Below are 12,556 nucleotides of genomic sequence, written 5' to 3' on the forward strand. Positions count from 1 at the left end.
CGCCGGGGCCGGGGCCGCCGCCAGGGTCGGGGGCATGGGGGCCGCCGCCAGAGGCCGGGGCCGCCGCCAGAGGCCGAGGCCGCCGCCAGAGGCCGGGGCCGCCGCCAGGGGTGGGTCTTCGTCGGGACCGGAGCCGTCGCCGCTAGGGTCGCCGCCCACCGGGGCCGGGGAAGAACGCACTAGAACGAACCCAGAACCCGGCCCGCGCCGTCACATGCAACGTGGATCTTCGCGGCCAGCCCACCGCAAGACCCCGACGGCGTGAGCCGGTTTGCGACGACGACCCGAAGGACCCGCCCGATGCCCGATTCGCCGGGTTCCCACCGCCCCTTGCCGCCACCGGCAGCACGCCGATGCACCCAACGGCGCTCGAGTCACCGACACGCGACCAGTCGATGCCACCCGGAGCTAGTCGATGCCACCAGCGGCGACCACGCCGGTCCGCACACCGGCCAGCATCCAGTCGAAGGTGCATCAAGGGCCCGCCAACGAGACCGTGCCCCCGGTCAGACACATCCGAAACGGCACCCCGAACGCACCTTCCACACGAGACGCCGAGCATCCCCAGGAGCCGCCGAGCCGCCGAGCCGCCGCTCGCCGTCCGCCTGACGCGCAGGCGCGCGAGCACGTCGTCGGGGCAGGTCGTCGTCGCCGTCAGGGGCCGTCGTCGCCGGGGGTGCCGCTCGACCGGGAACGCACCAGGGCGAGGTCGGCGCTGCGTGGCCGCTTTGAAGCTACCTTACACCCTCACCGGAAATTGATCTCCAGTCGAGTTATCAGACAGTCACGCCATGTCATCACGTGACGCGGCGTGTCATGTGGCGAGGGCTGCGGTGACGACGGCGGCCTCGTCACACTGGCCGTTGGCCTCGAGGGCGTCGGCCAGGACGCGGGCCGCGTAGATCCGGCTGCGCACGTCCTCGCCGGCCAGGGTCTGCGCCTGCCGGGCCCAGTCGAGGGCCTCGACCTGCCGGCCCGCGGCGAGCAGGGCGCCGGCGTAGGCCGCCACCGCGTGCCGGCGGGAGAACATCACTGACGGACCGGGGCGGTCCGCGGCCACGCAGCCGAGCACCTCCAGCGCCGCCGCCAGGTCGCCCTGGGCCTGGCGGGCCAGGCCGAACAGGACCCGCGGCGCGACCTTCGCCGCTTCGAGGACGTCGTGGGTCTCCACGACCTGCAGGACAGCCCTGGCGTCGTCCTCGGCGGCCGCCGCGTCGCCGCGGTCCAGGCTGACGAAGCCGCGCATCGTCCGCGACATGCCGATGAGCAGCGGATGGCCGGTCTTCTCGCCGTACTCGGTGGCGTCGGTGAGCAGGTCGAAGGCGTGCGCGGGCTCGGCCAGCTCGCGGGCGACCACGCCGCGGACCACGAGCGCGAGGCCGCGGCCCCAGTCGTCGCCGGCGGCGGCGAAGTCGCGGTAGGCCCGGCGCGCCTCCTGGTCGGCGTCGGCCAGGTCGCCGCTCTCCGCGGCCGCGAAGGCCTCGACCGCGCGCAGGGTGCCGACCGCCCAGGCGTCGCCGACCCGCTCACCGAAGGGCAGGAACGCCTTCGCCAGGCGCCTGGCCTCGCCGAGCCGGCCGGCGAGCAGCCGGACGAAGGCGGTGGTGCCGCGCAGCCAGGCCCGGCCGACGGGGTCGCCCAGCTCGGCGAAGCGGCGGGCGGCCCGGCCGAGGGCCGCGTCGGCGCCGGCGAAGTCGCCGCGGGTGGTGGTGACCCAGGCCAGGTGCTGCAGCGACCAGGCCTGCGCCCGCCGGTCGCCGGAGCTGACCGCGATCTGGAAGGACTCGGCGAAGCGCCCGCCGGCCTCGGCGAGCCGGCCTTCGAGGAAGTCGGCCATGCCGAGCCGGCGCATGGCGTCGCCCCGCTCGTACGTGAGGCGCGCCTCCGTCGCCGCTTCGAGGGCTTCGTTGAGGGTCTGGTAGCTGCGGCGCTGGTCGCCGGTGGCGCGGTAGGCGCGGCCGGCGACGAGCAGGGCGCCGACCCGGACCGCGGGGTCGTCGGGTGCGTTGGCGGTGACCTTCTCGGCGCCGGCGAGGGCTTCGGAGACCCGGCCGAGCTGGAGCAGCGCCCGCGCGTGCACGAGCCGGTCGCCGAGCGGGACGGTGCCGAGGGCGGCGGCCCGGTCGGCGGCCTGGGCGGCCTGGGCGGGTTCGCCGGTGGCGAGGGCCTCGCGGGCCGCGCGGCCGAGGGCCTGCACGCCGAGCGGCGCGGCGGAGCGGGCGAGGGAGTCGGGGCGCAGCCCGACGACGTCGGCGAGGCGGGAGGCGCGCTCGGCGTGGTCGGCGATGAACGCGTCGGCGGCGCCGGCGGTCATGTTGAGGCCGGTGACGGTGCCGCCGGTGTTGCCGGAGCTCTGCCAGGCGGTCATCGCCGCGGCCGCCCAGCGGGACAGCGCGGCGTGCCGCTCGGCGAGGTCGGCCTTGCCGATGCCGGCATACGCGGCCTCGCGCAGCAGCGGCGTGGCGAACGCGTAGCCGCCGCGGGCGCGGCGCAGCATGCGCCGCTGGAGCAGCTCCTCGACGGCGCGCTCCAGCTCGACGGCGGCGACGACGGCGGGCCGGGCCGGTTGGCCGGGCGGGTTGAAGCGCAGCGCCTCCAGGGCCCGGCTGGGCACGGTGTCGCCGATGACGGCCGCGTCGCGCAGCACGGCGCGGGTGTCGGGGGGCAGCGCGTCGATGCGGGCGGCGAGGACGGCGGCGAGGTCGCGGGAGAGCAGCCGCCCGCCGAGAGAGCCGGGGGTGAGCCGCCAGCCGACGGGGTCGCTGCCGGGCACGGTGCTCAGCGCGCCGCGCTCCTGCAGGAGGGTGACCAGCTCGGCGAGGTAGAACGGGTTGCCTTGGGCGGTCGCGAGGAGCCGGTCCTCGTCGGGTGCCGCGAGCCGCCCGCCGCCGAGGTACGCGCTGAGCAGCCGCGCCGCGTCGGCACCGCGCAGCGGCGGGATCGGCACCAGCTCGGCGTCGGGCACGCGGGTGAGGACGCCGGCGGAGCGGACCAGCTCGGGCCGGCCGAGCAGCACGATGAGGACCGGGCCGGTGATCCGCTCGATGGCGGCGCCGAGCGCGTCGACGGTCTCGGCGGTCGCGTCGTGCAGGTCGTCGACGATGACGACGAGGGGCGTCTCGGCGGCCATGCCGGACAGCAGCTCCGCGACCGCGTTGGGCACGGCGTGCAGGTCGAGCTCGTCGGGTTTGGCGCCGGGCGCGACCCAGGACGCCTCCGCCGACGAGCCGGAGTAGCCGATGAGGCTCAGCAGCAGGTCGGTGGCGAAGCGGGGCGGCTCGGGGCGGCCGCGGGCGGCGCGGGCCAGCCGCTGCGCGAGGCGGCGCAGCCGCTCCTCGACCGCTTCGCGGGTGAGGTTGGTGGCGTCCGGCGGCAGGCCGATCGCGGCGCGGACGAGGTCGGCGAGGGGCGCGAGCCGGCGGCGTTCGCCGAAGGCGGCGCAGTGCACGGACAGCACGCGGGCGCCGCCGCCGGGCGCGAACCCGGCGCTCGGCGTGTAGCCGGCGCTGCCGAGGTAGCCGGCGGCGAAGCGCTCGATCTCGCCGGCGAGCCGGGACTTGCCCAGCCCGGCCTCGCCGGTGAAGACCAGGACGCGGGTCTCCTGCCGGTCGGCGATCTCGGCGAGCCGGCCGGAGACGCGGGCGAGCTCCGCCTCGCGGCCGACGAACGGCGCCTCGTCGCCGAGGCCGGAGCGGGTGCCGGGGGCGTCGAGCAGGCCGAGCAGTTCGTACGCCTCGACCGGCTCCCGTTTGCCTTTCAGACGCAGGGGGCGCAGTGCGCGCCAGGAGGCGAGCCGCCGGGTGGTGGCGGAGGTGCGGTCGCCCGCGTAGACGGCGCCGATCGCGGCGGCGTCGGCGAGCCGGGCCGCCGTGTTGACGGTGTCGCCGATGACCGTGTATTCGATGCCCGCCTGTACGCCGGCGACGACGGTGCCCGTGTTGAGTCCGATGCGCAGCCCGAGCGGGGCACCGCCGCCGCGCTCGTCGTCGAGGACCCGGCGCACCGCCCGCTGCATGGACAGCGCGGCGCGAACGGCCCGCTCGGCGTCGTCCTCGTGGGCGACGGGGGCGCCGAAGACGGCCATGATGCCGTCGCCGGTGAGCTTGTCGACGTGGCCGCCGAAGGTCTTGACCGCGCCGGCGAGCGCGGCGAGCACCCGGTCGGTGACCGCGCCGACCCGCTCCGGGTCGAGGTCCTCCGACCAGGCGGTGAAGTCGGACAGGTCGCCGAAGAGCACGGTCACGATCCGCCGCTCGGCGGCCGGGAGGGTGGCCGCGGCCGGCAGCGCCGAGCCGCAATGGTGGCAGAACCGCGCACCCGGAACGGCCACGGTTCCACACACCGAACACGTCACGTTGCGTCCAACCCTGGCTGGGGTGGTTGTGATTCCCGACTCAGATAGGCAAGTTGCGCCCGGACCGACCACTCGGCCGCTTTCCACAGGCTGCGGTCGACATCGGCGTACACCAGAGCGACGACCTCGGCGGGATCGGTGGCGCCCGCGGCGAGCGCCGCCCGGACCTGCTCGAGGCGGGCCTGGCGGTGCTGGTGGTAGAAGCGGGCGGCGACGGCGGTGTCGGTGAGTGCCGGACCGTGTCCGGGCAGCGCGGGCACGCCCTCGAAGCCGGCCAGCAGTCGCAGGCTGTTCAGGTAGTCGCCGAGGTCGCCGTCGGGCCAGGCGACGATGGTGGTCCCTCGGCCGAGGATGGTGTCGCCGGTCAGCATCAGCCGCTGGTCGCCGTGCCGTGCGGCGAAGCAGACGGAGTCGGCGGTGTGACCGGGCGTGATGACAGGTTCGATGAGGACGCCGTCGACGTCGAGCGTCGCGTGTACCGGCGGCTGGTGGACCGGCGCGCCGGTGAGCTCGGCGAGGCGCGGTACACCTTCGGTGTGGTCCTCGTGGCTGTGCGTGAGGATGATGGCGGCGATCGGCGCGTGGCCGGCGACTGCCCGCAGGTGGCCCTCGTCCAGCGGGCCCGGGTCGACGACGACGCAGCCGCCGCCGGGCGCCCGCAGGAGCCAGGTGTTGGTGCCGTCGAGTGTCATCGGGCCCGGGTTGGGCGCGCGGACCAGCGTCACCCAGTCGGGCAACGACGTGAGGACCTCGGCGGTCGGGGCGGTGACGTGGCTTACCACGAAGTGATCGTACGGCGGGCCGGTTCCCACGACACGTCACCCGACCGGGCATCGAACCCGCACGGGGGTCCGTCGCTCAGGCGACCTCGAAGATCGCTTCGACCTCGACCGGGGTGTTGAGCGGCAGGGAGGAGACGCCGACGGCGCTGCGGGCGTGCCGGCCCGCCTCACCGAAGACCTCGGCGAACAGCTCGCTGGCGCCGTTGATGACGCCCGGCTGGCCGGTGAAGCCCGGCGCCGACGCGACGAACCCGACGATCTTGACCACCCGGACGACCTTGTCCAGGCCGACCAGGGCGTGCACGGCGGCGAGGGCGTTGAGCCCGGCCTGGCGGGCGAGCTCCTTGGCCTGCTCGGGGGTCACGTCGGCGCCGACCAGGCCGGCGGCGGCGAGCTTCCCGTCGACCATCGGCAGCTGCCCCGAGACATACACGTGGTTGTTCGTCTGTACGGCCGGCACGTAGGCGGCGACCGGCGGCACGACCGCCGGGATCGTCAGGCCCAGGTCCTCCAGCCGGGTGAACACCTCACTGCCCACGTCAGTCCGCCTTGGGGCGCTTGAAGTAGGCCACGAGGTTCTCCGGGTTGAGGCCCGGCACGATCGCCACGAGCTCCCAGCCGTCCTCGCCGAAGTTGTCCAGGATCAGCTTCGTGTTGTGGACCAGCAGGGGTGCGGTCAGGTACTCCCATTTCTGCATGAGGGGAGACTATCGGTCGCCTGCGGCGCGACGAGCGGACGCCGACCGAAATGGGGTCCCCCAATGCTCGCGCGCGACGGCTACCCTAAGGGCCGCGCCGCACGGGTCCCGGGAGCCGGACCGCCGGCGGACCGGCCGTCGCACACGAGGTGGAGACATGACACAACCGCCCCAGTACCCCGGGCAGCCCGAATACCAGGGCCAGCCGGGCGACCCTTACGCCGCGCCGGGTCAGGCACCGCAGCCTCCGCAGCCGGCTCCGGGTCAGGGCTGGCCGCCCGCGCCGGGCGTGCAGGACCCGTTCGCCGCGCCGCCCACCTCGGCGCCTCCGACCTCCGCTCCGCCGACGTCCGGCCAGCCGTATGCGGTGCCGGTCCAGCCGCCGTTCCCGCAGGCCGGGTATCCGCAGCAGCCCGACCCGACGCAGTACGGGCAGCAGCCGCAGTTCGGGCAGCCGGATCCGGCGCAGTATCCGCAGCAGGGTTACCCGCAGCAGCCGCAGTACCCGCCGACGGGCGCGTTCCCGACGGGTCCGCAGCCGACCGGGCAGTTCCCGACGGGTCCGCTGCAGCAGCAGCCGACCAGCGGTTTCCCGGCCCAGCCCACGAGCGGTTTCCCCGGCCAGCCCACGAGCGGCTTCCCCGGCCAGCCGACCAGCGGCTTCCCGGCCGACCCCTACGCGGGTGGCTACCAGCCCGGCTACCAGCAGCCGGCGCCGCCGAGGAAGCGCGGCCTGATGATCACCCTGATCGTCCTGGCGGTCGTGCTCGTCCTGTGCGGCGGTGGCGGCGCGGCGGCGTACTTCGTCCAGAAGGGCAACCAGGGCAAGGGCCAGCCGAGCGCGGTCGACGCGGTCAACGGCTTCCTCAAGGCCGTCTACAAGGACAAGAACACCACCGAGGCGCTCAAGTACGTCTGCGCGTCGTCCCGTGACAAGAACAAGCTGGCCGCCCGGGTCGACGACATCAAGAAGTACGACGCCGGCCTGACCAGCCCGACCTACACCTGGCCCGCCCCGACGGTCGAGAAGCAGGACGCCTCCTCGGCGACGCTGGTCGTGCCGATCAAGGTCGCCACGAGTGACGAGAAGGTCGCCGAGTCGAAGTACAAGTTCCTCGCGACGAAGGACAACGGCTGGTGGGTGTGCGAGATCACCACCGCGTAGTCGCGGACGGCGCCCTGTAGCGTCGAGGGGTGACAACGCGCGAGTCTCAGGACGGGCGGGGCGGCCGTGCAGGAAGCATGGGCTGGCCCGCCCGTCTGCATGTGGTCACCGGCAAGGGCGGCACGGGCAAGACCACGGTCGCCGGCGCGCTGGCGCTCGCACTGGCCAGGGACGGCCGGCGCACGCTGCTGATCGAGGTCGAGGCCCGGCAGGGCATCGCGCAGGTCTTCGACCGCGACCCGCTGCCCTACCAGGAGCTGCGGATCGCCACGGCGAGCGGCGGCGGCGAGGTCCGCGCGCTGGCCGTGGACGCCGAGGAGGCGCTCCTGGAGTACCTGGAGATGTTCTACCGGCTCGGCGTGGCCGGCCGGGCGCTGCGCAAGGTCGGCGCCGTCGACTTCGCCACGACCGTCGCGCCGGGGCTCCGCGACGTGCTGCTGACTGGCAAGGTCAAGGAGGCGGTGACGCGCACCGTCGACGGCCGCCGGGTGTACGACGCGGTCATCCTCGACGCGCCGCCGACGGGGCGGATCGGCCGTTTCCTCAACGTGACCGCCGAGACTGCCCGGTTGGCGAAGGTCGGCCCGATCAAGACGCAGAGTGAGGGCGTCGCGGCGATCCTGCGTTCGCCGATGACCGCCGTGCACGTGGTCACTCTTCTGGAGGAGATGCCGGTCCAGGAGACCGCCGACGCGATCGACGAGCTCAGCCGGCTCGGCATCCCGATCGGCACGGTGATCGTCAACGCGACCCGCCCGCCCGTGCTGGCCGGGGCGAAGGTGACCCAGGCGGACCTGCGGCGGGGGTTGACCGCGGCGGGGCTCACGGCCGACAAGGAGACCCTCGCGGGGCTGGCGGGCGAGGCCAAGGCGTACCAGACCCGGGTCGCCGCGGAGGCGTCACTGCGGGCCGACCTGCAGGGTCTCGGTCGGCCGGTGGTGGAGCTGCCCGTGCTCCCGGGCGGTGTCACCCCGCAGGCGCTGGAGTCCCTCGGTGATCTCTTGCTCACCTGAGCTTGACCGAGCGATGAACGGATACGCTCGCTAGGTGGGGACCCCCAAGCTCGACGTCGACGCGATCCTCGCCGACCCGGCGATCCGCATCGTCGTCTGCTGCGGCTCCGGCGGAGTCGGCAAGACCACGACCGCGGCCGCGCTCGCGGTGCGTGCCGCCGAGCGGCACGGCCGTCGCACGGTGGTGCTCACCATCGACCCGGCGCGCCGGCTGGCGCAGGCGCTGGGCCTGACCGAGCTGGACAACACGCCGCGCCTGGTCAAGGGGCTGCAGCCCGACTCGGCCGAGCTCCAGGCCATGATGCTGGACATGAAGCGGACCTTCGACGAGGTCGTGCTCGAGCACACCGACCCGAAGCGGGCCGAGGAGATCTTCGCCAACCCCTTCTACCAGGCCATGAGCTCCACGTTCTCCGGCACGCAGGAGTACATGGCGATGGAGAAGCTCGGCCAGTTGCGGGCCCGCGACGAGTGGGACCTGATCGTGGTCGACACGCCGCCGTCGCGCTCCGCGCTGGACTTCCTCGACGCGCCGGCGCGGCTGTCGCGGTTCCTGGACGGCAAGATGCTGCGGCTGCTGCTCGCCCCGGCCCGGGCCGGCGGGCGCAGCGTGTTCAACCTCGTGTCGGCCTCGTTCGGGCTGTTCAGCCGTACCGTCACCAAGATCCTCGGGGCGCAGCTGCTGACCGACCTGTCGGGGTTCGTCGGCGCCCTCGACTCGATGTTCGGTGGCTTCCGTGAGCGCGCCGAGCAGACGTACCGGGTGCTCCAGGCACCGGAGACGGCGTTCCTGGTGGTGGCGGCACCCGAGCCGGACGCGGTCCGGGAAGCGATGTATTTCGCCGGGCGGCTCGCGGCCGACCGGATGCCGCTGGCGGGTCTCGTGCTCAACCGGGTGGTGTCGGTGCCCGCCGCGCTGAGCGCCGACGACGCCCGTGCCGCCGCCGGCCGCCTCGACGAGCTGGGTGAGCATCCCTCGACGGCGGAGGTGCTCCGCGTGCACGCGGAGCTCGCGGACCAGCGGGACAGGCAGGCGGCGGTGTCAGGTCGGTTCCTGCGGGCCCACCCGGGTGTTCCGGTCGTGAAGATCCCGGCACAGCCCGCCGACGTCCATGACCTCGACGGGCTGCGCGCGATCGGATACTCGTTCTAGCCGGTGCCTCAGCCGGTCGGAACGAGCTCCTTGGTGGCGTCCTTCTCGTTACGACCCATGGCGGCTTCGAACATCTTGCGCCAGCTGGGCACCTGCGGGTGACGGCGCAGCAACGCACGGCGCTCGCGCTCGGTCATGCCGCCCCAGACTCCGAACTCGATCCGGTTGTCGAGGGCGTCTGCCAGGCACTCATACCGCACGGGGCAGCTCCGGCAGATCCGCTTCGCCACGTTCTGCTCGGCACCCTGGACGAACAAAGCGTCCGGGTCGCCATTGCGACACGCGGCGATGCTGGGCCAGTCGACGACCATGCTCATATTTCCTCTTCCCCCCTTGGACTCCCCCCGGGTCCATCCGCCGTGCTTGCCCCAGCGAATAGCACCCAAACCACGTCCCCCCATGGCTTTTGGATGCAGTTCGCCGGGCTACCCGGCGCGACAGGAGGGTCCCCGGCCACGGGAACCCCGAGAGGAGCTTTCCGGAACATCATGCTCTGTAGTCGTCCAGTTACGCAACGTTGTTGCACCAGGTTAACCGGCCCTATGTGATCCACCAAAAGGCCGGAGCGTGCTACTGCCGCGTCACGACCGGGTGCGATTTGCCCAAAAAGCCCGCACCCCCGCGATCCATGTATCAGACTCGGCTACGGGTCAACCTCACGACCGGTGTCACGCGTCTAGGACAACGAGGACGCCAGCATCAGGACGCGGCCTCATGACGCCGTCCCGTAGTCTGAGGAAGTGACCTGGATGCGCAAACGCGAACACGGCCTGCTGCCCAACGCAGCATCACTCCTGCTGTGTGGGCTGCTCGCGGGCTTGGTGGTTGCAGCGGCCGCATTCCCCGCGGTCGCGATGTCGGGCCTCGCCGCGAAGGCCGGCGCCGACACGTTCGAGAATCTGCCGACCGACATCGATGTGCTGCCGTCGCCGCAGATCAGTTATGTGTACGCATCCGACGGCAAGACCCTGCTGGCGATGATGTACGACGAGAACCGCCGCGACGTCACCAACCTCACCGACGTCGCCGACGTCATGCGCAAGGCGATCGTGGCCGCCGAGGACAACCGGTTCTACGAGCACCGCGGCGTCGACGTGAAGGGTGTGGCGCGCGCGTTCGTCGCCAACCAGAACGCCGGCGGCACCGCCGAGCAGGGCGCCTCGACGCTGACCATGCAGTACGTGCGGCAGGCGATCTCCTACTCGGCCAAGACGCCGCAGGACGTGGTGGACGCCACCGACAAGACCCCCACGCGCAAGCTGCGCGAGATGAAGTACGCGATCGACCTGGAGAAGAAGCTCAACAAGGACGAGATCCTGCTCCGGTACCTCAACATCGCCGCGTTCGGTCACGGCGCCTACGGCATCTTCGCGGCCGCGCACGTGTACTTCGAGAAGGACCCGAAGGACCTGACCCTGCCCGAGGCCGCGCTCATCGCCGGCCTGGTCAAGGCGCCCGGCACGAGCGACCCGGCGACCGCCGAGGGCCTGCCCCGCGCGCTGGACCGGCAGAAGTACGTGCTCAACCAGATGGTCGCGATGGGCTACATCAACCAGCAGCAGGCCGACGAGGCCGGCAAGACCAAGCTGAACATCGTCGGCAAGCGCACGCCCGAGGGCTGCGAGTCGGTGCAGCGCCCCAACGAGCTGGGCGCCGGCTTCTTCTGCGACTACCTGCGCCGCTGGTGGATGGAGCAGAAGGTCTTCGGCGAGGACCAGTACCAGCGCGCCAACCGGCTCCGCGCCGGCGGCTACACGGTGATCTCCTCCCTCGACGTCAACACCCAGGCCGCGGCCTTCAAGTACGCCGCCGACCAGCCGAACGTCGGCAAGAACGAGAAGATCCGGCTGGGCAACCAGAACGCGATCATGCTCGCCGCGGTCGAGCCGGGCACCGGCCGGGTCACGGCGATCGCGACGAACCGCACGTTCAGCAACGACAACAGCAAGAACGGGGCCAACACCAACCCGGACAAGAAGGGCCAGAAGGGCAACTACCCGAACACCACGGTGCCGATCATCACCGGTGACAGGGACATCCCCGGCTACCAGGCCGGCTCGACGTTCAAGATGTTCACCGCGGTGGCGGCGCTGGAGGCCGGCCTGCCCCTGGCGACGACGATCAACACCGAGAAGCAGTTCCAGTCGACCTTCAAGATCAACCCGAGCAGCCCGGCCGCGTGTAACGGCCCCTGGTACTGCCCGAAGAACGCCGGCGGCCAGTCCGGTCCGTACAACATGTGGACCGCGTTCGGCAGCTCGATCAACACGTACTTCGTGCCACTGGAGCAGCAGGTCGGCGCCGACAAGGTGGTCGACGTGGCGAAGCGCCTCGGCATCCAGTTCAACGCCTCCGAGGACGCCAACCTGGCCCAGCCCCAGAACGCGAAGGGCTGGGGCGCCTTCACCCTCGGCGTCAGCGCCACCACGCCACTGCAGCTGGCCAACGCCTACGGCACGCTCGCCGCGGACGGCCTGTACTGCGAGCCGACCCCGATCCTCGAGGTCAAGGACAACAGCGGCAAGAAGGTCGAGGGGCTCGACCCGAAGTGCAAGCAGGTCGTCGACAAGGAGGTCGCGCGCGCGGCCGTCGACATGGCCCGCTGCCCCGTCGGCGACCAGTCCGCCACCGGCAAGTGCGGCGGCGCCACCGCGGGCTACGCCCGCAAGTACGTCGGCCGCCCGGTCGCCGGCAAGTCCGGCACCACCGACTCGGAGAAGAGCGCCACGTTCGTCGCGATGACCAAGCAGCTCGCGGTCGGCGGCTTCCTCACCGACCCCGACTGGCCCGAGACCAACAAGGACATGAAGCACCCCCAGATCAACTACGCGACCCTGGGCACGCTCAAGGACGGCCTCGTCGGCAAGCCGGTGGTGCAGTTCACGGCGCCGACCAAGGACAAGTCGATGGGCAAGCTGGTGGAGATCCCGTCGGTCAAGTGCGCCCCGGTCGACCAGGCGCGCAGCCGGATCACCCGGGCCGGCTTCACCGTGACGGTCTCCCCGAGCCAGGTCCCCTCCCCCTGCCCCGCCGGCACCGTCGCCCGCACCGAACCCGGCGGCGCCACGGTCAAGGGGGGCCAGGTCGCCCTGATCATCAGCAAGGGCCCTGGCAACCCCGCCCCGCCCTACCTGGGCACCGACCCCGCCACCGGCAACGGCGTCCGCGACGACACGGAATGCCCGCTCCCCTGGGTCTGCTGACCCCGCACCACACCACGCAACGCGGCCGCCCCGGATCTCCCGGGGCGGCCGCTCCCGTCTGCGCCCGTCTACAACGCCCCGCGCGCGAGGCCCTCGATTGCACAACCCGGGCTCGACCAACGCAGGGCACGCCGGACGAGCAGGCCGGGGCGGGGCGGGTCAGAGTCGGCGCAGGCCGGGCCAGGTGG

8 protein-coding genes and 1 pseudogene are annotated in these 12,556 nt (G+C 72.7%); 4 read left to right on the forward strand and 5 right to left on the reverse strand.

From position 1 onward, the window contains the following. Positions 1-859 precede the first annotated feature (859 nt). The 4 genes and pseudogenes from ABZ321_RS03505 to ABZ321_RS03520 form a co-directional block, all read right to left on the reverse strand. A pseudogene (locus tag ABZ321_RS03505) lies at positions 860-4,354 on the reverse strand (adenylate/guanylate cyclase domain-containing protein); the annotation flags it as partial. Further along, entirely contained in the window at positions 4,351-5,136 is a 786-nt protein-coding gene (locus ABZ321_RS03510; protein WP_354889088.1) for an MBL fold metallo-hydrolase, read from the reverse strand. The gene ABZ321_RS03510 and the pseudogene ABZ321_RS03505, both read right to left, overlap by 4 nt. A gap of 76 nt (positions 5,137-5,212) precedes the next feature. Continuing rightward, on the reverse strand, positions 5,213-5,674 hold the full coding sequence (locus ABZ321_RS03515; protein ID WP_344515935.1) for a RidA family protein: 462 nt from the start codon (positions 5,672-5,674) through the stop codon (positions 5,213-5,215). Between the two features lies 1 nt (position 5,675). Next, the gene (locus ABZ321_RS03520; RefSeq protein WP_344515934.1) at positions 5,676-5,834 is read right to left on the reverse strand and encodes a hypothetical protein; all 159 of its coding nucleotides are present in this window, start codon (positions 5,832-5,834) and stop codon (positions 5,676-5,678) included. Positions 5,835-5,991: 157 nt separating this feature from the next. On the opposite strand from ABZ321_RS03520, the gene ABZ321_RS03525 reads away from it, so the two are divergent. The 3 genes from ABZ321_RS03525 (at position 5,992) to ABZ321_RS03535 (ending at position 9,165) form a co-directional block, all read left to right on the forward strand. Next, positions 5,992-6,999, forward strand: coding sequence for a hypothetical protein (locus ABZ321_RS03525; RefSeq protein ID WP_354889091.1), 1,008 nt, complete (start codon positions 5,992-5,994; stop codon positions 6,997-6,999). Between the two features lie 77 nt (positions 7,000-7,076). Next, positions 7,077-8,012, forward strand: a complete 936-nt coding sequence (locus ABZ321_RS03530; RefSeq protein WP_344515930.1) for an ArsA-related P-loop ATPase — start codon at positions 7,077-7,079, stop codon at positions 8,010-8,012. A 34-nt stretch (positions 8,013-8,046) separates the two neighbouring features. Further along, the gene (locus ABZ321_RS03535; RefSeq protein ID WP_344515928.1) at positions 8,047-9,165 is read left to right on the forward strand and encodes an ArsA-related P-loop ATPase; all 1,119 of its coding nucleotides are present in this window, start codon (positions 8,047-8,049) and stop codon (positions 9,163-9,165) included. An 8-nt stretch (positions 9,166-9,173) separates the two neighbouring features. Here the strand turns inward: ABZ321_RS03535 and ABZ321_RS03540 are convergent, their stop codons facing one another. After that, positions 9,174-9,482: a WhiB family transcriptional regulator gene (locus ABZ321_RS03540; RefSeq protein ID WP_354889094.1), complete on the reverse strand. Its 309-nt coding sequence runs from the start codon at positions 9,480-9,482 to the stop codon at positions 9,174-9,176. 432 nt (positions 9,483-9,914) lie between these two features. On the opposite strand from ABZ321_RS03540, the gene ABZ321_RS03545 reads away from it, so the two are divergent. Beyond that, positions 9,915-12,368, forward strand: coding sequence for a transglycosylase domain-containing protein (locus ABZ321_RS03545; RefSeq protein ID WP_344515924.1), 2,454 nt, complete (start codon positions 9,915-9,917; stop codon positions 12,366-12,368). Positions 12,369-12,556: the final 188 nt, after the last annotated feature.

It is taken from the genome of Dactylosporangium sp. NPDC006015, from assembly GCF_040614215.1.
Classification (GTDB): domain Bacteria; phylum Actinomycetota; class Actinomycetes; order Mycobacteriales; family Micromonosporaceae; genus Dactylosporangium; species Dactylosporangium maewongense.